17 protein-coding genes are annotated in these 22,416 nt (G+C 62.3%); 7 read left to right on the forward strand and 10 right to left on the reverse strand.

Features of this window, described 5'->3' with window-relative positions; genetic code table 11:
- Positions 1-2,545 (forward strand): bifunctional lysylphosphatidylglycerol flippase/synthetase MprF (gene mprF / locus VIZ63_RS25070; protein WP_331612588.1); only part of this gene is annotated, 2,545 nt, incomplete at its 5' end.
- The gene (locus tag VIZ63_RS25075; protein ID WP_331612589.1) at positions 2,542-3,273 is read left to right on the forward strand and encodes an AcvB/VirJ family lysyl-phosphatidylglycerol hydrolase; all 732 of its coding nucleotides are present in this window, start codon (positions 2,542-2,544) and stop codon (positions 3,271-3,273) included. The genes mprF and VIZ63_RS25075, both read left to right, overlap by 4 nt.
- Before the next feature lie 102 nt (positions 3,274-3,375).
- Here the strand turns inward: VIZ63_RS25075 and VIZ63_RS25080 are convergent, their stop codons facing one another.
- The 4 genes from VIZ63_RS25080 to VIZ63_RS25095 all read right to left on the reverse strand — a co-directional run bounded on the left by VIZ63_RS25080 (position 3,376) and on the right by VIZ63_RS25095 (position 7,071).
- The gene (locus tag VIZ63_RS25080) at positions 3,376-4,152 is read right to left on the reverse strand and encodes an alpha/beta hydrolase (RefSeq protein ID WP_331612590.1); all 777 of its coding nucleotides are present in this window, start codon (positions 4,150-4,152) and stop codon (positions 3,376-3,378) included.
- A 105-nt stretch (positions 4,153-4,257) separates the two neighbouring features.
- The gene (locus VIZ63_RS25085; RefSeq protein WP_331612592.1) at positions 4,258-5,130 is read right to left on the reverse strand and encodes an MBL fold metallo-hydrolase; all 873 of its coding nucleotides are present in this window, start codon (positions 5,128-5,130) and stop codon (positions 4,258-4,260) included.
- Between the two features lie 274 nt (positions 5,131-5,404).
- A complete protein-coding gene (locus tag VIZ63_RS25090; RefSeq protein ID WP_331612593.1) occupies positions 5,405-6,112 on the reverse strand; it encodes a hypothetical protein in 708 nt (235 codons plus the stop codon).
- Positions 6,113-6,354: 242 nt separating this feature from the next.
- Complete coding sequence (locus VIZ63_RS25095) at positions 6,355-7,071, reverse strand: response regulator transcription factor (protein ID WP_331612594.1); 717 nt, start codon at positions 7,069-7,071, stop codon at positions 6,355-6,357.
- Positions 7,072-7,276: 205 nt separating this feature from the next.
- On the opposite strand from VIZ63_RS25095, the gene VIZ63_RS25100 reads away from it, so the two are divergent.
- On the forward strand, positions 7,277-7,597 hold the full coding sequence (locus VIZ63_RS25100; protein WP_331612595.1) for a hypothetical protein: 321 nt from the start codon (positions 7,277-7,279) through the stop codon (positions 7,595-7,597).
- Here VIZ63_RS25100 and VIZ63_RS25105 read toward each other — a convergent pair whose 3' ends face one another.
- The 6 genes from VIZ63_RS25105 to VIZ63_RS25130 all read right to left on the reverse strand — a co-directional run bounded on the left by VIZ63_RS25105 (position 7,598) and on the right by VIZ63_RS25130 (position 15,720).
- Positions 7,598-9,649 carry a TonB-dependent siderophore receptor gene (locus VIZ63_RS25105; protein WP_331612596.1) on the reverse strand — a complete coding sequence of 684 codons (2,052 nt, stop codon included), beginning with the start codon at positions 9,647-9,649 and terminating at the stop codon, positions 7,598-7,600.
- Between the two features lie 55 nt (positions 9,650-9,704).
- Complete coding sequence (locus VIZ63_RS25110; protein WP_331612597.1) at positions 9,705-12,827, reverse strand: sensor histidine kinase; 3,123 nt, start codon at positions 12,825-12,827, stop codon at positions 9,705-9,707.
- A 61-nt stretch (positions 12,828-12,888) separates the two neighbouring features.
- Positions 12,889-13,494, reverse strand: coding sequence for a response regulator transcription factor (locus VIZ63_RS25115; protein ID WP_331612599.1), 606 nt, complete (start codon positions 13,492-13,494; stop codon positions 12,889-12,891).
- Between the two features lie 436 nt (positions 13,495-13,930).
- Positions 13,931-14,302 (reverse strand): hypothetical protein, encoded by a 372-nt coding sequence (locus VIZ63_RS25120; RefSeq protein ID WP_331612600.1) that lies wholly within the window; start codon positions 14,300-14,302, stop codon positions 13,931-13,933.
- A 672-nt stretch (positions 14,303-14,974) separates the two neighbouring features.
- Positions 14,975-15,466 carry a sensor histidine kinase gene (locus VIZ63_RS25125; RefSeq protein WP_331612601.1) on the reverse strand — a complete coding sequence of 164 codons (492 nt, stop codon included), beginning with the start codon at positions 15,464-15,466 and terminating at the stop codon, positions 14,975-14,977.
- On the reverse strand, positions 15,385-15,720 hold the full coding sequence (locus VIZ63_RS25130; RefSeq protein ID WP_331612602.1) for a hypothetical protein: 336 nt from the start codon (positions 15,718-15,720) through the stop codon (positions 15,385-15,387). Before VIZ63_RS25130 ends, VIZ63_RS25125 begins: the two co-directional genes overlap by 82 nt.
- A 500-nt stretch (positions 15,721-16,220) precedes the next feature.
- Here VIZ63_RS25130 and VIZ63_RS25135 point away from each other — a divergent pair, with 500 nt between their 5' ends.
- The 4 genes from VIZ63_RS25135 to VIZ63_RS25145 all read left to right on the forward strand — a co-directional run bounded on the left by VIZ63_RS25135 (position 16,221) and on the right by VIZ63_RS25145 (position 22,412).
- On the forward strand, positions 16,221-20,027 hold the full coding sequence (locus VIZ63_RS25135) for a choice-of-anchor D domain-containing protein (RefSeq protein WP_331612604.1): 3,807 nt from the start codon (positions 16,221-16,223) through the stop codon (positions 20,025-20,027).
- Between the two features lie 101 nt (positions 20,028-20,128).
- Positions 20,129-20,197 (forward strand): hypothetical protein, encoded by a 69-nt coding sequence (locus VIZ63_RS25540; protein WP_349261278.1) that lies wholly within the window; start codon positions 20,129-20,131, stop codon positions 20,195-20,197.
- Positions 20,191-20,316: a DUF3175 domain-containing protein gene (locus tag VIZ63_RS25140; protein ID WP_331612605.1), complete on the forward strand. Its 126-nt coding sequence runs from the start codon at positions 20,191-20,193 to the stop codon at positions 20,314-20,316. Before VIZ63_RS25540 ends, VIZ63_RS25140 begins: the two co-directional genes overlap by 7 nt.
- A gap of 470 nt (positions 20,317-20,786) precedes the next feature.
- Positions 20,787-22,412, forward strand: coding sequence for a methyl-accepting chemotaxis protein (locus VIZ63_RS25145; RefSeq protein WP_331612606.1), 1,626 nt, complete (start codon positions 20,787-20,789; stop codon positions 22,410-22,412).
- Positions 22,413-22,416 lie beyond the last annotated feature (4 nt).

The following is a 22,416-nucleotide window of genomic DNA, read 5'->3' on the forward strand; positions in this document are numbered from 1 at the left end:
TCGACTGGGACGTTGGCTCGGCGCTCTCATCCCCTTCGCGCTGCTGGCGATAGCGGCGCTGATCCTGCACAAGGAGCTCAGCGCACGCCAGCTCAGCGCCGCACTGGACAGTGCCCGCGGCATCCGCCTCGGTGCAGTGGCAACCGCGATCGCTCTGACGGTGGTGAGCTATCTGGTGCTGACCTTTTATGACTTCCTGGCACTGCGCTACATCGGCAAGCGGTTGAACAGGGCCCTGATCGTATTCACGGCGTTCATTGCCTACGCCTTCTCGCACACCATCAGCTTCGCATCGCTGACCGGGGCTGCGATCCGCTATCGACTCTATGCGGCCCAGGGCGTAAGCATCGGCGATGTCGCACGCATCGCTGCCTTCAACGTGCTGACACTGGGTAGCGGCTGCATACTCGTCGGTGGAATGTCGCTCGTGCTGATGCCTGCCGGGGTTGCCGGGGTGGCGAATATTCCGGACGGCTGGGTTCGGGTGGTCGGTGCCGCGGCAATGGCGGGCGTCGTGGCCTATCTGGCTTACGCGGCGCGGCCTGGAACCGCGCTGCAATTTCGCGGATGGTCACTGCCGCTACCGGGAACGAAGCTCGCCGTGAGGCAAGTGATCGTTGGCGTGATCGATGTGGCACTGGCGTGCGCGGTCCTGTGGACGTTGCTTCCCGCCAGCGCGAATGTCGGCTTTGTCGCGTTCTCGGGCATCTACGTGATTGCCTGTACCGTCGGCTTGCTCAGCCACGTGCCCGGCGGGGTGGGCGTGTTCGAGTCCATGGTCCTGCTGTTCCTGCCGCAGGTGCCCCGACACGATCTGCTCGGTGCGCTCATTGCCTATCGAGCCATCTATTACCTGGCGCCCCTGGCTCTCGCCCTGGTGCTGTTCGCGTTCCGGGAGGTTGTCGCTCAGCGGGCGCGACTGATCGTTCTGATTCGTGCCGCTGAACTCTATCTCGGCTCCATCATGCCGCGCCTGGCGGCGGCCATCGTCTTCATCGCCGCCATTGTGCTGCTGCTGTCGGGTGCGACGCCGCTCATCGATTCACGACTTTCCATGATCAGGCATCTGCTGCCCCTGCCGGTGCTGGAAATCTCCCACCTTGCAGGCAGTGCGATCGGCACGGCGCTGCTGATCCTTGCCCGCGCATTGTTGCGGCGGGTAAGGGCAGCGTATGACATCGTGTTCTGGTTGCTGCTCGCGGGCATCGCCGCTTCGCTGCTTCAGGGGCTCGATGTCGAAGAGGCACTGCTGCTGTCGGCGATCCTCGGTGTCCTGTACCTGGGCCGCGCAGCCTTTTACCGATCCTCATCGCTCCTGTACGAGCGGTTCACCGGCGGATGGATCGCCAGTGTCGCCGCCGTGCTCGTCCTCGTCACCTGCGTGGGCTTCTTCATGTATCGCGAGGTCGCCTACTCCAACGAACTCTGGTGGCACTTCGCACTGCACGCCGATGCTTCACGGATGTTGCGAGGCTCGCTGGTCGCGGCGATCGTGGCCGTGGTCCTGTTGCTGTCCAATCTACTGGGTCCGCCGCATGCAAAGGCCGACAGTGGCCCGAACGACGGTCCGGGCGGACTGCATGCCGCCCTCGGACAGGCGACATCGTCGCTTGCGCAGGCCGTGCTCGCCGGCGACAAGCGCGTGCTCATGAGTGATTCAGGATCCGCGTTCGTCATGTATCAGGTTGCACGCCGTAGCTGGGTGGCACTCGGCGACCCGGTGGGTGATCGCTGCGCCCATCAGCAACTGGTCTGGAAGTTCCGCGAATTGTCGGATCGGCATGGTGGATGGACGGTGTTCTACCAGGTGAGCGGCGACAGACTGCCGCTCTACGTCGATCTGGGGCTGGAGCTGTTCAAACTGGGCGAGGAGGCGCGGGTGCCGCTGGCGCAGTTTTCACTCGACGGCAGCTCGCGTTCCGAGTTGCGACATGCTCACCGGCGCGTTTCGCGTGCCAGTGCCTCGTTCGAGATAGTGCCAGTCGGCGCCGCGGAGACGCTGATGCCGACACTGCGGGGCATTTCGCAGGAGTGGCTCGTCGCCAAGGCAACTGCGGAGAAGCGCTTCTCGGTCGGGAGTTTCTCGGAGGCGTACCTGCATCAGTTTCCGATCGCGCTCGTACGCTATCGAGACGAACCGGTGGCCTTCGCGAATGTCTGGACGACGCCGGACCATAGTGAGCTTTCGGTGGACCTGATGCGATTCTCGTCCGGCGCACCGAACGGCACGATGGATTTCCTGTTCGTCGAGTTGATGCTGTGGGCCAGAGCAGAGGGATTCGGTGCCTTCAACCTCGGCATGGCGCCTTTGTCCGGCTTGCCCACACACCAGCTGGCGCCGGTGTGGCACAGGTTGGGCAACTTCATCTACAGGCACGGCGAGCATTTCTACAACTTCGATGGCCTGCGACGCTACAAGTCGAAATTCCGGCCGGTGTGGGAGCCGCGCTATCTCGCCGCGCCAGGCGGCCTGGCTGCTCCGCGAGTGCTGGCGGACATCTCGATCCTTATCGCCGGCGGTCTGAAAGAGCTGGTGACGAAGTGAGCATTCGCATCGCTGGTCTGGTGGCGCTGATTCTTCTGGGTGTCGCGACGGATGCGGACGCAACGGAAATTCCTGCTGCACTGGCCGATCTGCCGCTGATCGAAGTGCAGCCACGGGGATCCTCAGTCCCGGGCCCGCAGCGCCTGGTCATCTTCTATTCCGGAGACGGTGGCTGGGCGACGCTGGACGAAGCCGTCAGTGCTCGCCTGGCAGCTGCTGGCGTGCGGGTCGTAGGGATGAACATGCTGCGATATCTCTGGCATGCACGCAGCCCGGAGGAGGCGACTCAGGACCTTGCACGGGTGATGCGCACATATCTCGCCGCGCAGGGCGTCGACGATCAGTTGCTGCTGGTCGGATACTCTCACGGCGCTGACGTGTTGCCATTTCTCGTCAACCGCCTGCCGCAGCAGTGGCGCGGTCGAATCGCTGCGATCACGCTGCTTTCCCCAGGGCACGCCACGGAACTCGAAATCCATATCGGGCAGATGTTGTCCGGCGGCAGCGGGGGCCTGCCAGTCATGCCGGAAATCGACAAACTTGGTTTACCGCTGTTGTGCCTGTACGGCGGCGCAGACGACAACGACACACTTTGTCCGGAAATTCCGGCGGATCGCGCGACGACGGCGCAAATAGGCTCCGGTCATCATCTCGGCGGCGAGTATCAGGCGATCGCGGATCTCATCCTGTCGTTCGCGAATTCCATTCAGGGGCGCAGGCCGCCCTGAGCACAGAAGCGATCAGGCCTGACCTTCGATCGATGCGGCTGCGTCTCGAGACGATCGTCGAACGCTCTCGCCGCGCCAGATGCGCGGCGAGAGATATTTTCGCTACTTGATCGCAGCGGCCTGCCCGATGAGCTTCGCCACCGCAGCCGGATGCGAAACCATCACGACATGTGAGGAGCCTTCGACGACGACGGTTTCGCGTGACCGTGCGCGATCTGCCATGAACGCGTGCGCCTGCGGAGGAATGTTCCTGTCCTGGGTGCCGTACACGAACCACGAAGGAATGTTCTTCCAGGCAGGCTCACTCGCCGCTTCGTTCAATGCTACTTCCGCAATCGGACGCTGCGTCGCTGCCATCAACCGCGCCTCGCTTTTCGCAACATCCGCGGCGAATTGCCCGGGGAATTTTTCCTGCTGGATGTAGAGATCCTTGCCGCCACCCGGCAGCGCGACGGGTTTGGCGATCGCTGCGCCGAGCGTGCTGCCAGGAAATTTGTTGGAGAGGCCCAGGCTGGTTTCTCCGGCTGCCGGTGCGAACGCTGCCACGTACACCAGTGACTTCACGTTGGAATTGCCCTTGGCCGCCTCGCTGATCACCATTCCGCCGTACGAGTGCCCGACGAGCACCACCGGTGATTCGATGCTTGCAACGATATCGCTGACGTAGGCGGCATCTCCCTTCACGCTGCGCAACGGATTGGCCGCTGCGACGATCGGGTAACCTTCTTTCTCGAGAATCCGGATCACGCCGTTCCAGCTCGACGCATCGGCGAATGCACCGTGGACCAGCACGACAGTGGGACGATCGTTCGCCGCGTTCGCAAGCGATCCGGTCAGCACTGCTCCGGCAGCAGCAATGGTTGCAATGACGTTCTTCATGACGAGTACCTCTGGTGGAAAAAACAGGAAAGCCCACGGCTGCGTGCGTTCAGTCGAACGTGAAGGAGAAGGCCGCGATGCGCTATCGCGGATCGGATTTTGAAATCAGCTCGGCGTCGACACGGTCTTGGCCGCTTTCGCCCCGCCCCAGAGCGAGCCTGGATTGGCGCGATCCGGATACAGGTGGAGCATCGCGTCATACAGCTCGAGCGCCGTATGCGTCAGGCCCTCGAGGCGATTGAAGTCGCGGATGTACTGCCTCGTGCGCCCGATGTCTCGCGGATCATCGTCGTTCTCCGGCACCTTGTGTCCGGCGACCACGACACTGGGCTGCAATGCCTCGAGCTTGTCGAGCGCGGCGATCCACTCGAGCCGGCTATGCGTATTCGTCTCGGCGAGGTACGGGTGAATGCCGTTGTAGACGACGTCACCCGCTGCGATGAGTCCGATCGAGGGCGCGAAGAGGCAGGATGAGGACGCGGTGTCGGTGTGCCCCGTTTCCACAGCGATCAGTGGCTCGCCTTCAAGCTCGAGGGTTCCGTTCCCCAGCGGCTCGGCGCTCGTCAGATGATCGAGGATCTGCCCCGGAAACAGCCTGCGCCAGAAGCCATCGATCCAGTCGGGTGTGAGCTGTGCGCGCATCGCGCGGACGACCGCAGGAGTAGCGACCGCCCTGGCCTGCGGGAAGCGTTCCAGCAGCGGCACAAGCCCGAAGAAGTGATCGCCGTGACCGTGCGTCACATACACGGCTACAAGGTTCTTGCCGCTCGCAACCACCCAATCGAGCAGCACTTGCGAGTGTTCGCTCGTGAGAAAAGTGTCCACCAGCACGGCATCGCGTCGACCCGAGATGAGCGTCGCGGAGTTCGCTACCCACGTGAGTTCCGGGCGGGCGTGCGGCAGATCACGCGCGAGGCCGGGGCGTTTGACGGACAGCACGTTCCACGTCAGTCCCTGCTTTTCGAGTTTTTCCTTCATTCGTACCTCCGGATCTGTCGACGTACATTGCGCCGCGTGCGCTTCAGCATGATGTCTGCGCGCATTTCATCTGTAGCCGCTGCGCAGTTGTTGCGTTCTCTGGGCGCTCAATGGCCCGAGACGCGTAGATAAAAAGTCGATCGGGAGGGGAAGGATCGACGCAGGCAGAGCATCGCTGTCCTCTCGACTGGCTGAGTGCAAGAACAGGAGCGGAGCTGATCTTTTTGAATTTCCGCACGACTGGCAGATCACCTGTTTGTGTCACGGGCGAATCTCACGGCAATGGAATGCGCACGATGACGGTGTCACCGTCAAGCAGTGCTGTAGTCGTGTCGTCGAGTTTTGCATGCGCGCGGACGATGGTGCCGTCGGCCTGAACCACCGTGACCACATTCACGATCTTCGCCGGAATCGCACGCTGCAGTTCGGGCCGTGAGCTTTCGATTGTGATCGTCCGCCGGGCTTCACGTGCGCGCTGCAGTACTTGCAGCCGGTCGCCCGGACTATCAAAAATGACTTCGATGATGTCCTGCGGATTGATCGGATCTGTGGCTGGCAGATCCCGGCAGGTGGTCGTCTTTCCCGAAGGCGTCAGTTCGACCTCTAGTGCGGTGTCGGCAGCCACGTGTGTGCGCGCAGCGTCCAGCCGATCTTCGAGATCCGGATATATCGTCGGGTCTGCCGACGGAGGGCCCTCACGCAGACGCTCTTCGACGAGACGCAGGCGCGCTGCATCCCGGGCGTCCGTGTCCGCCTCCAGTTGATTCTCGGCCGTCGCCAGGTCCTGCTGCTCGTGGCGAGGGCAGATCGTTCGGTCTACCAGCGGAATGCGCGCGACAGTCCCCAGGCACGTCACCGCGTCGGCCGCCGCTCGGCAGGCGTCCACCCCGGCAGGGCTGGCAAAGCCAGGCAGCAGCAGCGCGATGGCAAGTGCAAGCCTTTGCACAAGCCGGTTCGAACGCAGCAGGGATTGCCTGGTCATGGTCGTCATCATCGTGTCTGTTCAACATCGCCACGCGGACCGAACCCGCGTCTCTGCGGAGATTGCGACTCTCTGGCGCCCACGAGACGCGAATGTGCGCCAGTGGTTCGGCCGACGAAGCGCCACGCTGAACACCGGAGGTTCCAGGATCGTGTCGTCGGGGAACGCGGATGTTGCAACGGTAATGAACCCGGGCATCCCGATCACGGCGGATGCAGCCTCGTCGACCAGCGGCAAGTGCATCAGCGGAAAAATGCCATCGCGGGGCACTCCCTCCTGTGCTCGCCAACCGCGATCGTGTCTGTGCGGCGTCGCGTGGGGGCCGCACCGGTCGATGATCTCGCGGTCAGCGGAAGCTGCAGGGCGTCGGCCATGCGCACGAGTTCGGCGAGCGAGTCGGCCCGCATTTTCCGCATCACCCGGCCACGATGAACCTGCACCGTGGTCTCGCTGATCGCGAGATGCCCCGCAATCTGCTTGTTCGACAGCCCGCTGACGACGAGCGCGAACACCTCCTGCTCCCGTTTGGTGAGCGTTCGCATTCGAATGGCCAGTTCGTCGATGCGATCGCGCGCGCTGCGTGACCTCAGCGCATCGGCGCAGGCCTCCTGCACGGCCTCGAGCAGGCGTGCCTTGTCGCACGGCAGAGTGAGGAAATCGACGGCGCCGGCCTTCAGTGCGCGCACGCACCAGGAGATGTTCGGTTCGCGCGCTACGAACAACGCGGGAACGCCGCTGCGGGCGAGACGCAGCTGCAGGTCGAAGCTGCTGGCATTGGGCGGTTCGGTATCGAGGATGACGCAGGAAATGGCGCCCGATCCATAAGGGTGGATGTAATCGGCAACGGACGAGAATGTCATCGTACGCAATCCCGCGGTAGCGACTGCGGTTGCAACCCACGTGCGGGTCATCTCGTCACCACTCACGATGGCTACGATGGGCTGAGCTGGATTTTTCATAATGAGCACCTCCGTCGGGTGCGCATCATTGGGCGTCGGCCGATTATGCGGTAGCCCAGAAACGGTGGCCTGGCGGATCCCCTTTTCGGGGGAGTGAAGTGCTCGCGTTTGGGTAGATATTCACCCGGCCTGCGCGCTCGCCTGGTGAGGGAAGAGTGGCTATGGACTATGGGCAAGGTCGCCCGGCAGGGAGGGGGTAAGCCGTATGAACAACTCCGCAGGAAACGCCGTGACTATCTGCTGGTGGGTGTTGCTGGTTCTGCTGGCGATGGTCGCAGCGTACTGTCATTTCAAGGTGCGACGCCTGCGTGCACGACTGCGTATGTTCGAGGAAGTCGCGGATACGATGATGCAGAACACGCAGGGACTGATTCTCAACGTGCACAGCATCGCCAGCAGGCTGCCGCAGGACGTCGCCGAGCGCCAAAGCATCGAGACCGTCGTCGGACGCGCACAGGACCAGCTGTCCCAGGTCCGCGAGCGTGTCGAACGGAGTTGCGTGTCCAGAAGGGACACACCCTGTTGATCAGAACGTCGCGCGCACTCCCAGCGAGTAGTTTCGTGGCGCGCCGAAGGTGTTGTAGGCGTTGATCGGGCCGAGCCGGGCGTAGTACGCCTTGTCGAAGAGATTGCTGCCGTTGAGCTGGAAGGCGACTTGCTCGTTGAAACGATAGCCGAGCATGGCATTGGCCACTGTGTAACCGCCCTGCGTACGTGGATCGAACTCGATGCCGCTCTGATAGGTGAGTCCGGCGCCGAAGGTAAATCCGGAAGTCGCCTCGCGCGCGGCGCGACGGATGGCCCAGAGCTTCAACGAATGCTTCGGCTCGATCGCGGAGAATCTGTCGCCCTGCTGATCCGGTCGCGCCACGACGAATTGAGAATCGAGGCGCGCGTAACCTACCTGGATTTCGTAACCAGGCATCGGACTGCCGACGAATTCGGTTTCCCAGCCCTTGGATTCCACCTCGCCCGCGTTGCGGAAAAAACCGGGGTTGGCCGTGTCCGCGAGCGAGCGGCCTTCATCACGCAGATCGAACAACCCTAAGGATCCTTGCAACGCACCGTCGAACCATTCGGCCTTGGCGCCGATTTCGTATTGCCGGCCGATGCGGGGATCGAGCGACTCGCCATCGGCACGCCGCAAAGTCGATTGCGGCGTGAATATGTCCGCATAGCTCGCATAGAGCGAAAGCCAGGGTTGCACGTCGTAGACGACACCGGCCAGGGGGGTGAACTCGCTCCGGTCGCGATCGCCCTGCCGCCAGGGCGTGGCGGTGGACGGCGCGCTCGAGCGGGAGCGCGAATCGAATTCGCTGAGCCGGCCGCCCAGGATCAGTGTCATGTCGCTGGTGACGCCAAGGCGCGCCTGCAGGTAGAAGCCGCTCTGGCTGCGTTGCGTCTCGCCGCCCTGGTCGTAGGGAAGCTGCAGCGGTGGAACGAATGCCCTCTGATCGAACGGAACGCGGATGACGTCGGCGGCAGCGGAGCGCTGCACCCCGACGAACGTCTGGTCGAAGCTGTCGTAGTTGTATCCGGCCAGAAGCCGATGAGTGCGACCGAACAGTGCGATTTCCCCGGTGGCAAACACATCGACTGCTTCGCGTGAATAGTCGTAGTCGTACCTGCGGCGCCCGAACGGCACAGTGAAGTCCGAGTCGCGGACACCATCCACGGTAAAGGCATCATGAAAGTATAGCTGCTGATCGCGATGCCACCACCGCGCGACGACGCGCCAGGAGTTTCCGATGCGCTGAGTGACGACGGCACTCATATCGACGGTATCCCAGTCGTTGCGATTGTGCGGCTGGCTCACGCTCGTCGAGCGCGGCACGTTCAGCTGAACTCCGCTTGTGAACGCAGGCAAACCGGAGTAGCTCGCCAGACTGCGATCGGATTGTGAGGTCGCATTCAGGCTGAGCGTCGTCGAGCCTGTGATGTCCCAGTCGAGGTTGCCGTAGGCGAGGCGACGTTCGTACTGCGCGAGATCCACGAAGGAGTCGCGCTCCGCGTACACACCGACTGCTCTGCCTCGCAGCGATCCGCTGGTATTCAGCGGCGCGGTGACATCGAGGCTCGCGCGGCGATCGTTCCAGCTGCCGAGGTCGACGGCGGCGGTCAATCCGAAACGATCGCGACCCCGCTTGCTGACCAGATTCGCCGATCCGCCCGGTTCGCCCGATCCCTGCAGCAGGCCGGTCGGACCGCGCAGGACTTCGATTCGTTCGTAGACCGCCGGATCCAGCTGTCCATAGCCCGAGAAAGACGAGTAGGCGGGTACCCCATCGAGCATCAGACCGAGTGCATAGCCGCGCGAGCGATACTGGCTCTGGACGCCGTCATTCGGAACCACGGTGACGCCGGTGACCTGGGTCAGTGCATCGGCGATGCTGGTGAGATGCTGATCCTGCATGCGCTGTTCCGTGATCACGGACAGCGAAGCAGGAATCTCGCGTGGATCGACGGGCATCTTGCCCGCCATCTCGACATCACTCGTGTAGCGGGAGCGTTCGACGATCACGCTATCCAGCGTCTCGCCGAGCACACAGAACGGTGAGGCCAGGACTGTCGTCGCCATCAACCAGGTAGATGCACGCATCAGTGAAGCTGTCCTATTTGGCTGGATCAGATTTCTACCGCGATTCGAAATAGCGCAGCGGTCGCCGTATGCCGCGACCGGCCAGCCGATAGGCGACGGCGGCCGGAACGCGAAGTTCGATCCGCACGCCGCTGCGCGGACCATTCTCGATGGTGAGGGTTCCGCGTATGCGCTGCGCGCGTTCGCGCATACCCGTCATGCCCCAGTGACCCTCACGGCTGCCGGCAGCGAGTATCTCCGGCGGCAGACCACGACCGTCATCGGTCACCGTAATGCGCAAGGCAGTGCGTTCGAAGAAAATGTCCGTTGCGACATGGCCGGCCTGCGCGTGCTGGAATGCGTTCAGCATGGCTTCGCGAACGACGAGGAAGGCTTCTTCGCGGACGATCGGATGCAGTGGCCGCGCGCTCCCATGAACGTTGCAGCGGAACTCCATCCCGGCCTCGGCCGCGAGGCGCTCGCCGAGCTTGGCGATGTCATCGGTCATGTCCCCATCGCCGTCGTGCGAATCCCGCAAGGCGGTCACCCGATCGCGACCTTCGATCAGCACCTGTTGTGCCTGTCCCAGCGCCTGTTCGAGAGTTGCGCGAGATCGTTCCCGCTCCGGCATCTGCGCGGCGATCGAGTGAATCCTGATGATCAGGCCCTGGATGCTCTGCAGCAGGGTGTCGTGCAAGTCGCGAGCGATGCGTTCGCGCTCGTGCATCCGCGTTTCCAGCCTCTCGCGCAGACGGGCGCCGGCGCGTTGCAGTTGGATCCAAAACACCAGCGCCAGCGCGAGCGCTGCAAGCGCCACGCACAGGGCATGGAACCAGCGGGTCTGATAGAACGCGGGCAGGATTTCGAACTCGAACGCCGATTGCGCCCGCGGATCCTCGTCGTCCCTGACCGTGGTGACCTCGAATCGATACTTGCCTGGACCGAGGTTCGTGTAGACGGCCTGGCGTGTGGTGCTCCTCTGACTGTGCCAGCCGTCCGAGTGGCCCAGTAAACGATGACGAAAGTTCATGTACCCGAACCGTCCGGCAGCGGGGACTGAGTAAGTGATGTAGATATCCCGGGTATGGGCTGGCAGCTGCGGCGGCACGCGCCACCGGCCCAAGCCCGGAACTATTTTCCCGACGTTCGGAATGTAGCGTTCTCGCCTGGGCGACTCGTCTGTTGTCATGGTGTACCACTCCACGTATTCAACCTCGACGCGCGGCGGACCGGGGTCTGCACCGTCCGGCAACGGCAGATCCAGCGCGTTCGAAAATCTCTTCAAGTCGATCCACTTGAGACCGTCGGTGTTGGCGATCCACAATCGTCCATCCTGCGTGTGCACGAGTGACGGCGACGCGCCGCCCACCTGTGGAGAACCGTATGTCACGCCGCTGCCCAGGGTGCGACACCGAACAGAGTGTTCCTGCAACGTCGCAGTCAGCTGTTCGCGAGGTGAGAGTAGTGCGCTCACACCGGCGCCCCGCAATAGCCAAAGGTCGCCATTGCTTCTCTCGACGACGCCGGAGATCGCAAGAAACGGCTGGCAGTTGGACGGGACAAAGCCATGGAAACGTCGACCGTCGAACAGGGCCAGCCCAGTTTCGCCACCAACCCACACGGAGTCAGCGGTGGCGGTCAGCGCCGTCACGGCGCCAACCTGGAGTCCGTCTTCTGCAGTGAAGACGGTCGCACGTCCGTTGGAAATCCGGACCAGTCGATTGTGCGGGTACCCGAGCCACACCTCGCCTGCTGCGGTGGTTGTCATCGACAGCGCACTGCCAGCCGGCAGGTTCGCAACACCACCCGCTGTCACCCACGCTCCTTCGGCCAAGGTGAATACGCCTTTTTCGTCGATCGAGACCCACAGCGCGCCGTCCGGATGATGCGTCATCGCCAATACATCGTTGCCGCGCGCTTCAGGTGGAAGCGGAATGAGGTCGAAACGCTCCCCACTGATACGTCCCACGCCTTGCGGGCCGCCGAACCAGACGCTGCCGTCGGGCGCTCGCGTGCCCGCCGTTAGTAACGGAGCCACGAGCCGTTGCGAGAGCCGACCGTCGTCGTAGCGCAGCAGTGCCGGCCCGCCACTCGCAGCTACCCAGACGCCGCCGTCCTGCGTTGCTACCAGTGCCTGCTTTCCCCAGGATTGCATGCCTTCGGGCGTCGGCACTCTCACAACGATGACGTTGGCGAAGCGGTCGAGTCCGCCTGAGGTCGCGGCCCAGAGATTGCCGCCGCGATCCTCAAGTAACGCTCGGACCCAATTGCCGCTCAGGCCGTCGCTGCGCCTGAACACTTCCGTGCGGCGCTCGGCCTCGCGCGCGTCCATATCGAAGCCACCGTCGGTGGGGCGCAAACGGCGCAGCCCATCGCCGGCGATCCACAGGCTGCCGTCACGATCGATCAGGATCTGGCCGATCTGCTGCCCGACGAACCAACGCTGACGCGATGACGGCGCATCGACTCGCATGACACCCAGGCCTGGAGCGCTGAGCCAGACAGACCCATCCGGTGCCTGTGCGAAATACTTCGGCGACGCGCCGGGTGAGGTCAGTGCCAGCACGGTGCGATGGCCGGAGCGCGAAGGATCGATTGCGACCACGCGGTCCTTCGTTGCGAGCCACAGCGTATCGTCACGGGCGACGAAGGCGCCGTACACGCCCGACTGGGTGAAATCCCAGTGGCGCATGATTTGCCAGCGCCCGTCAGCAAATCGCGCCAGGCCGCCGGTCGCTGCGGCCCACACGACGCCGCGCCGGTCCTCGACCAGTGCATTCACAGTGCCCTCGGGAAGACCCTCATCGATTCCGAACCCGGAGATGGCTTTGTCGGTGTCCATCCGCACGACACCGCCGAACTGCGAACCCATCCACAACGAGCCGTCCGAGGCGGCCAGAGCGGTTGATGAGATCGCGAAAGGGAAATCGAGGGACGCGGACGCCCGTTCAGCGAATCTAAAACCATCGAACCTGACAGCGCCGACCGCGGTCGCTATCCACAGCCAGCCGTCCGTTGTCTGCACGAGTGCCGCGCCCGTACCGGGCGCGAGGTCCCAGTGGTTCCAGGAGCGATGTTCGAGCTGCCGCAGCGTCAGGTCGCGATCGAGCGCCTCAGAATCGACGCCAGCCAACAATGCCAGCGCGAAGAGCGCCGCGGTTCTCAGCTGCCCCAGCACGGTCGAATACCAGTGCGGGCGCGGCGTGCGGGAGTCGCTACGATGCGCATCCTGAAAGGCGTCACAACTGAAAGATGCCGCGCGACATCGCGACCGCAATGGCATGCGAGCGGTCGTTGACGTTCAACTTCGCGAACGCATTCTTCAGGTGCGTCTTCACGGTTTCGTCCGAGACGCGCAGCTGCGAGGCAATCTGCTTGTTGCTCAGTCCGCTGGCGACGCACTTCAGGATCTCGACCTCCCGCGGACTCAGTTCTTCCGAGCCCATGTTCTCCGCGAGCATCACGGCAATCTCGGTCGGCACATAGCGACGACCGTCGCGCGCCGCGCGAATGGCGCCGACCATGTCGGTGAGCAGCGAGCTCTTCAGCAGATAGCCGAGCGCGCCTGCCTTGAGCGCACGCTGGGCCAGCACGTCGCCCTTGTAAGTCGTCAGCACCACGATGCGCGCATCCGGGAATTCGTTGCGAATGGCATGCAGGGCGTCCAGCCCGTTCATCTCCGGCATGTTGAGATCCATCAGCGTGACGTCCGGGCGCAGTGTCCGGAACCGTGCGATGGCTTCACGGCCGTTGCCTGCTTCACCGACTAGCTCCATATCCGGCTGAGCGCGCAGGGCGGAAGCGATGCCATCGCGCATCATCGGGTGATCATCGACGACAAGCATTCGAATACTGGAACTGGAAGATGACATGAAGCGGATGTCCCCGATCGTACCAAGGCGCCTGCCTGCATCGAACTGCGGTCCGCGGGGACGTGAAGCGTCACGCGGTCGCAAGGCAAACGATCATGCCACCGCTCGGCATTCGCTGCTGCGGGTTGTTTTTACGTCCAGAGCCGAGAAGCGCGCCAAACGCGCGCATCATAAGCATCCCGGTATCGGTGTTGCCAGCCGCTTCCGGCGTCGGGCAGGTCGCAGTCCGGTACCGCGAGCCAGCAGTAACCAACAGGTAACAGACCCTGGATCGAGCACGCGCTCGGGCATATGCCGCCCTGTTTTTTTCTGACCCAGGCGTCGGATGCACTCGCGGCCTGGCGCGCAATCTATGCCGGTGGACTGGCCTCATGCAGGGACCAGTCCACTTCGTCAACGAGTCATCCGCTCACTTCTGGACGCGTTCGTACTTTCCGATCAGCACCATGTCCTCACCCAGTCTGCCGGCCGGCGTCAGCGCAATGCGCTTTGCAGTCAGGTTATCGCAGCTACCCACCTTGATTACGCCTTCCTGCGAGTCGTAGCGCGCCTTGACCGGCACCGTGTCCGGCCCTTTGGACACGCAGATCCGGTAGGTTTCGGGGGTCTTGTGGTCGGCAATGAGCTTCGTTTCGCCATTACCGATCTCGAACTCGTTGTGCAGCATCAGCAGCTCGTCGTCGAGGTCGAAAGCCAACGCGGACGCTGCGTAGGCGAAGGCGGCTCCGATGATCAGAAGAGTGAAGGGGCGGGGGCCGACAAGTCTGTTTAATGCGCTCATCGATTTCTCCAGACGCAACGGATGCCGCGGCGGAACTGCCGCACCTTCAGCCTGCCGGCCGCGGGTTACGTCCGGGTTGCGCGCGTCGATGGCCGCGTTTCAGCTGAAACCGGTCGCCTGACCGTCGAAGCGATGGCCAGGTCATTGCACTGGAACGGGGCATCGGGGGGGCGACGCCACGTTTGAGACCACACGTATGAAAGGCGTGTTGGGCCAGAGGCCGCGAGCGTGCTGATCGATGAGATGGAGTTGCGCGTGCGCGCCAGGTCGTATGCGATTGCCCGCGGGGAAGGCGTGAGCGAGGCGGACCGCACGAAGCTTGCCCGGGCCTTCACTTGTGAGGGCTTGCGGTTGAAACCGAACGGATAGGTGTCGACCTTCAGGAGTGCAAGCAATTCCAGATCGTCTTATCCCACTGGGTGACGGCGCGATTCGATATGCCCGCGTTCAAGACCGGGACGAGACCCGACGCAAAGCAGCGTGCTGCTGCTGATCGAACTCCAGACAAGAAATTCTCCGAACACGGCGTATCCATCCTGTTGGGCTGCGATTCCAGCGCGACGACGGCTACCCTGGCGTCGCGATGTCAGAGTGCGGCAGCAGCAGAATGGGAGCGAAACCGATGTGCAATTTCATGTGGCAGACGAAATTTCCTGGCTGGGGCGCACTCTTTCATTCATAGGCGACGGATGCAGGCACGCGCAGTTCGACGAGTGCGCCGCCTTCCACGCGATTCCCGATCCGCACTGTCGAACTGATGCGGGCGGCACGCTCGGGCATGCCAACAAGACCCCAATGATTCTTCACGCCGCCTGATTCGAGGATCTCCGGTGCAAAGCCACGCCCATCATCCTGTATCTCGATGCAAAGCACGTGTCGATCGAAAAGCACGTGCACTGCGATATGCGTCGCTCTTGAATGTCGGAACGCATTGATCAGCGCTTCTCTGACGATGAAAAAACTCTCTTCATGGGCTATGGGATGCAATTCGCGCTGGTCGCCGACAACGTCACATCGAAATTCAATATCGGTATTGCGCGCGAGCTCTTTGCCCAAAGTCGCGATATCGTCGGCCAGCTCGCTCAGGCTCCCCAGCCTGAGCGCCGTGACGCGGTCGCGGCCTTCGATGAGAATTCGACGATCGTCGCGATCGTGTTGCTCCATGTCGTCGACAGACGTCCGACGGCATTCGTGGCGACCGCGTCGTAGCGATGCCAATCGTCGGCGAGATTGCGCGTTGAGGGCGGAACCGTCGGCAACGTGATCCGGCCGCCCACCGCAGCAGGCAGTGCAATCGCTGCAGGCTCGGCAATGTTTTTGCGAATGTGTTCGACATCGAGCAGCAGCGTCGTGCTGTCGGTGAGGCTCCAGTCGAACGCGGCCGCGGCGCAATGGCCTGCAAGAGTCCGGCCATCCACGGTCATGCGTCTTGCGAATTCCTGAAGAGCGGTCGACTCCCGGCGACCTGACCAATTCCAGGATCGCCCTCGAGCACTTCCCGTACGAGAACGGCCGTTCGCCACACGAATTCTGTTCGCATTTCCTCCGCGGTGAAGCGCACCTGCGCATAGCCGTGACCGCCGAGGTCGACGAATTGCAGATGGGATGCGAGTTCGCGACTGAAGAGAGCAAACGGTGTCTGGAAATAGATTCTTGCGAGCGGTCCCGAGTGTCGCGAGCCGCAGCTGCGGTGATTGGAGTTATCGGTTGGGATCTGCGCCGGCTCAGAGAACATTGGTCGGGGTGAAGGGATTTACGCTGTCCCTGCAGTGCCCGTTCGTATAAGAACTCGTTGAGCGCATGCATAAAGGCGACGAGGTCACATTGGCTGCTGTTCCCAGGGACTGGTTCTTATCGTGAAAAATGCTTTCGCGGAATTCCCACTGCGTTCACGCTTTTGAGAAAGCGGGAGATTAGAGTGGGAGTGATCAATGACCAGACAATGTCTCGAATCGACGCGGCCAGGGGAATCATGCGGAACGTACTTGTAACTCTTGCACTGATCTTTTCGATCAGCTCTGGCACGGCCAACGCACTCACAACCATCACGGTTGCGCTGAGCAGCGACAACGATCCGGGGGGATTCGGTGAGATGGGTGATCTTCGGTACGCGCTCAACTCGATGAATCAGGATTTGAATACGACGGCCGACGACTACGCGATCGTCTTTGCGTCGCCGATGACGATTCAGCTGAACGGAATTCTTCCGATCATCAACAACTCCCCCAATCCGGTGAGCATCACGATCGGCAATCCGGGTGCTGCTCCCACCGTCACCATCGACGGAAACGGCGGCACGTACAGCGGATTTTTCATCCCCATAGGAAATGTCACGGTTCAAAACATGACGTTTCAGAACCTCACGGCTAAAGGAGGAAACGGCGGCGATGGAATTTCAGGTGGCGGCGGCGGCATGGGGGCCGGGGGCGCCATTTACGCGCCTCAGTATTTTTTGAACGGCTCAAACCCATCGATCACGTTGATGAACGTGTTCATCAACAACTCCGCGGCCATCGGAGGAGACGGTGGAAATTATATGAGCGGCTCTCCCACCGGCAACGAGGGCGGCGGCGGCGGGGGCGGTTTTGGTGGAAACGGCGGATCGATTGTAACCACAGGCGCGACTGGGGGCGCTGGTGGCGGCGGATTCGGCGGAGACGGCGGTGACGTTACGCTTTCGGTGGATATGGATGTGAACGGCGGCGGCGGAGGGGGCGGCGGCGGCTTGGGATCGCGCGCCACGATCGGCACGCTTGCGAATTTGGGAAATGGAGGCTCGGATCAGAGCGTTGGCCTGGATGGGAATGGATACGGTCTTTCGATCACCGCAGGCTCCGGCGGCGGTGGCAACAGCGGCGGGAACAACGCGGGCGGAGGCGGCGGAGGCGCAGGCAGCGGTGGGGGCTTCTTGCCTCCGGGAGGTGGAGGAGGCGGCAGCGCTGGAACAAACGGAAGTCCGCCTCAAGGGTCGATCCCTCCATTCGCCCCTTCGGATCCCATCGCTTCCGGCGGCAACGGTGGAGAGGGAGCAGGTGGCGGAGGTGGAGGAGTTGTCTCCGTTTCGTTCACAAATGAGGCGGACGGGAAAGCCGGCGGCGGTGGTTACGGCGGTGGCGGTGGCGGCGCAGCCGGCACCGGCGCCTATGACGTTTCGTACTCGGTACAAGGAGGCTTGGGGGGCACAGGCGGCGGCGGCGGTGGTGGTGGCGTCAATCAATCGGGAACAACGTCTGCAGACGGCGGCAATTCTCTTGGCGGAGGTGGAGGTGCGGGTGGCGGACCGTCGAACGGCCCGACCGCTCAGGGTGGAGCGGATATTGGAAATCTCGGTGGCGGATCGGGAGGCAGCGGCGCCAACACTTACGGATCCGGCTTTGGCGGCGGCGGCGGCGGCGGCGGGAGCGGGATCGGCGGCGCGATCTTCGTCGACAGCAATCTGAATTTCACGGTTCAGGCGCTCTCGGGTGTGGCAACGATTTTCAACACGTCCAACACTACGACGCACGCTGGAGCCCATGGAATCGGTGGCCCGGGAGGCTCGGATGGAACCGACGGTTCGGCTGTGGGGAACAGCATTTTTCTGCGCACAGGGTCTGCGCTTACGTTCAGGGCGCAAGATGCGGGCGATCTTTTGACGTTGGGCGATCAGGTTGCGTTTACAGATGACACGAACTTCGGCGCAGGAGGAACAAGTGTCTTTGTCGCCGGAAAGGGCACCGTCGTCTACAACGGAACAACTGACTATCAGGGGACCGTCACGGTCAACAACGCGAATTTCAAAGTGAACGGACAGATTGACGCGGCATCCGTCTTCGTCTGCAGAAACTCCAACGTGAGCTCGCAAAGAGGGACGTTGAGCGGGGTTGGGACGCTGACTGGCAATGTCTTCGCCAATTCGGGAACGATCGCTCCGGATCCTGCAACGACGCTCACCCTGGGCAGCTTGACACTGAATTCCGCGTATCCATCCGGCAGCACCCTCGGAAGCCTTGTCAACATTGCAATCGATTCCAACAGCGTCACTTCCGTCGTGAGTGTGACCGGGCCCGCGTCGTTAGCTGGCACCTTGCAGATCGACCTCGATCCCGATGTCACAACTGGATCGTACAGATTCCTTACTTCGTCTTCGATTACCGGCACGTTTGATACCGTCGTATTTTCGGGTGCGACTCCGCTCTACTCGATCAATTATCAGCATACGTATGTGGAGTTTGTATTCACGGGCTTCCCTCCACCCCCGGCTCCGGTCCCGCAATTCTCGCCAGGCAGCATCGATTTCGGCGCGCGGCCGATCCAGACAGCTCACCAGCTCTCCGTGACGTTGATCAACGCCGGGAATGCCAATCTCACCGTGAACGGCTTCAGCATCAGCGGCGCGTTTACTGCTGCCGACGACTGTCCCGCGACGCTTGCGCCGAATGCCTCTTGCGCTGTGCAGGTGACGTTTTCACCCGATGCCGTCGGCAATCATTCTGGTGTGCTGCAATTGAATTCGGACGCGCCTGGCGCGCCGGCAGCTGTCACGCTTAACGGGGCGGGGACCAGTGAGCCCCAGGTCACGGAGCACCAGGTCACGGCCATCGTCGCCAACGGCAACGGAACCATCTCCCCTGCGACTGTCATGGTTGCAGAAGGCCAAAGACAAACATTCACGGTGACGCCTGCCGCCGGCTACAGCATGTCGAGCGTGAGTGGTTGCGGCGGCAGTCTGAGCGGCAGCACGTTCACGACTGCGCCGATTTCCCAAGCCTGCTCCATTACCGCTGCATTCGAGCCGCGAGTCACGGAGCACCAGGTCACAGTCATCGTCGCCAATGGCGAGGGAACCCTATCGCCGGCAGCCGTCATGGTCGCAGAAGGCCAAACGCAAACATTCACCGTGACGCCTGCCGCCGGCTACAGCATCTCAAGGGTGAGTGGTTGCGGCGGCAGTCTGAGCGGCAGCACGTTCACGACTGCGCCGATTTCCCAAGCCTGCTTCATCAGCGCCGCATTCGCGGTCGTGGTGACGGCGAAAGGCAAGGCCGGGGGCGGGTCCATGAACTTCCTCACCGTGGGTGGCTTGCTGATCATGTTGCTCGCGCGGTGTTTTCGTCGCCGCTTTCGCGGCGGCGTCGCGTTGCTTCTCGTGCTGCCCGGCATGGCTCAGGCCGGTGATTTCAATGCCTGGTATGCGGGCGCTCGCTTGGGAAGCGCGCGCACGGACGTGAGCTCCGCCGATGTCAACCATCGGCTCAATGATCTGGGCTATGACGTCAGCGCGCGCGTCGAGGATTCCAGCAGAACGGCGTGGGGCGTCTTTGGAGGTTGGCGCGTATCGCAGCATTTCGGGGTGCAGTTGGGCTACACGCATCTTGGTACCGTAGAGACCGCTTTTACGGGAGACGCTCTCGACATCCAGGCATTTCTGCGGGATGCGAACCGTCTGCAACCACGGTCCGCCAGCGGCCTCGACCTCAACCTCGTAGGACGCCATCCGCTAGGGAAGGGATTCGAGATCACGGCGCAGCTCGGCGCCTTTGCATGGAATGCCGACTACACCGTGAGTAACTCCCTCGGCGACTTCGTGAAGCGTGAAGAAAACGGCATCGATCTCACGTACGGCGCAGGGCTTGAATACGCGCTCGACGGCGGCCTGGCGTTCACGGGCGGCTGGACGCGCTATAAGGTCGACAGCGAGTCCATGGATTTTCTCGGAGTCGGCTTGCAATACCGCTGGCGTTGAGCCATTGGGGCGGCCCAACGCCGAAGGCAGCTTCTCTATCAAGGTAGCGAAGGCGCATTTCTGCGAATGATCCGTCCGACCCGCGCGTCATCGCGCGTTCGTTGAAGCGGTCCGCGGACCGTAGTCAGCAGCGGAAGTCCTCGCCGTATCGATCCGTGATTCCATGCTGACTTTCAATATCAATCGAGCGGGCAGAGAGCTTGCGGCGACCCGGCTGCGCAAGCTGGAGTCGGCCAAGGTAGGATTGCGGCGTCTGTACGATAAGGAATCCAGCGAAGAGTCCGCGTAGACGTTCGATGAATGAGGCGTCGTGGAATCCCTGAGAGCCGGTACCAAAACGTAAAATATTCGGCGCCGCGAAGGCGGTGTCATGCGAAGCGGCGTCCGTGCCGTGAGGGAATTTGCGCCGGATGGTTGTTGCAGTAGTCACTCACCTACGCGTCAGTCGTGTCCGCAACCCATCACGTCGCTGTCGCCCCGCTTAGTGGGACATAAGACACACACGTGGAATGACGAGCGCTTCACAATACGGCTGCGTCGCCTCACTTCACGATGCATTCTTTCCGCGGCAAAGACGGATGCCGTGAACGACGAAGTCCCGGTCGACAGTTCAGATACCCGCAGAGATACCCGCGGACACACCTTGTACCGTCAGCCCGTCACCGATGGGCGCGTCATCTTCGCGTGGCATCGACTTCCGGGCCGACCAGCGCCGGAACGACGATCACAGTGACTTGCAGAGCAGGAGCTTCCCACAGCATGAAAGATTGGACGATTCGCCGCCGCATTGTGGTCAGCTTCGGCGCCATTCTGACGTTGATCATTGTCATCGGAGGCGTTCTCTTCACGGAGCTGCGGAGCATCGATGGAGCGATTCGGGCGCTGCGCACCGATTCGTTACCAGGGCTGGAAACCGATATGGCCCTGGAGTCGGCCTTCACCACGAACTACCTGCTCATCGAGCAACATGGCAGGCTCGAAGATCAAGCGACGATGGACAAGGTGTCACTCGAGATTACCGCCAATCAGGCGCTCATCGACGAGCTGATGGCCCGGAATGAGGCAGGCGTATTCACGGACAGGGAGCGGGAGCTGTTCAGGAAGGTGCAGGACTCGCGCGTGACGTACCTTCAGGCCCAACGGCAGATAATCCAGGCAAACGAAACCGCCAGCGCTGCGCAGTCGACGCTCATGATCAGTACGCAGCTGGCTCCCGAACTGGAGCGCCTGAAGGCCGCGCTGAATGAGCTTAGCGAATACGACCGCCTGACCACCGAGAATGCAGCAGAGGAAATAGCGGATTCGGTTTCCTATGCGCTCATCAGCATCGCAACGAGCTTCGTCGTCGCGCTGGTGCTCGCCGCGTTGTGCGGATACTTTCTGGTCCGCGCCATCATGACACCGTTGAACTATCTGCTGCGTACAACCGACGTCGTGAGCAAGGGCGACTTCACGCAACGCATCACACTGGACCGGCGGGATGAATTTGGCACGCTGGGCGATGCGTTCAACCGCATGATTGCCGACCTCAACGAACTGATCGATCAGGTGCGCAAGTCCGCCATTCAGGTCAACACGTCGGTGACGCAGATCGGGGCGACGTCGAACGAGCAGCAGGCGACCGCCACCGAGATTGCAGCGACGACCACCGAGATCGGCGCCACTTCCAGAGAGATCTCCGCAACCTCCAGGGAACTGGTCCACACGATGCAGGAAGTGTCTGTCGTCGCCGAGCAGACTGCGGGTCTCGCGGGCGGTGGACAGGAAGGGCTGGTGCGCATGGAGGAGACGATGCGCAAAGTGACGGAAGCTGCAGCCTCCATCAACGCCAAGCTGGTCGTGCTCAATGAGAAGGCGAGCAACATCAATCAGGTTGTCACGACGATCACCAAAGTTGCGGATCAGACGAATCTGCTGTCGCTCAATGCGGCGATTGAAGCCGAGAAGGCCGGCGAAGCGGGCCGCGGGTTTGCAGTCGTCGCCACCGAGATCCGGCGGCTGGCCGACCAGACCGGCGTTGCGACGTACGACATCGAGCAGACCGTCAAGGAGATTCAATCCGCGGTAGCCGCCGGCGTGATGGGCATGGACAAGTTTTCGGAGGAAGTCCGGCGCGGGATGCAGGAAGTGCAGCAGGTCGGCGGGCAGTTGTCGCAGATCATTCACCAGGTGCAGACGCTGGCGCCGCGTTTTGTCGCGGTCAACGAAGGGATGCAGGCTCAGGCCACGGGTGCGGGCCAGATCAGTGATGCACTCTCGCAGTTGACCGACGCTTCGCAACAGACGGTGGAGTCGCTGCGCCAGTCGAATGAAGCCATCGGCGGGCTCAACAGCGTGGCGAACGGCCTGCGTGGGGCGGTGTTGCGATTCAAGCTGCAGGCCTGAGTCG

This window comes from Povalibacter sp. (assembly GCF_036520495.1).
Taxonomy (GTDB): Bacteria; Pseudomonadota; Gammaproteobacteria; order Steroidobacterales; family Steroidobacteraceae; genus Steroidobacter.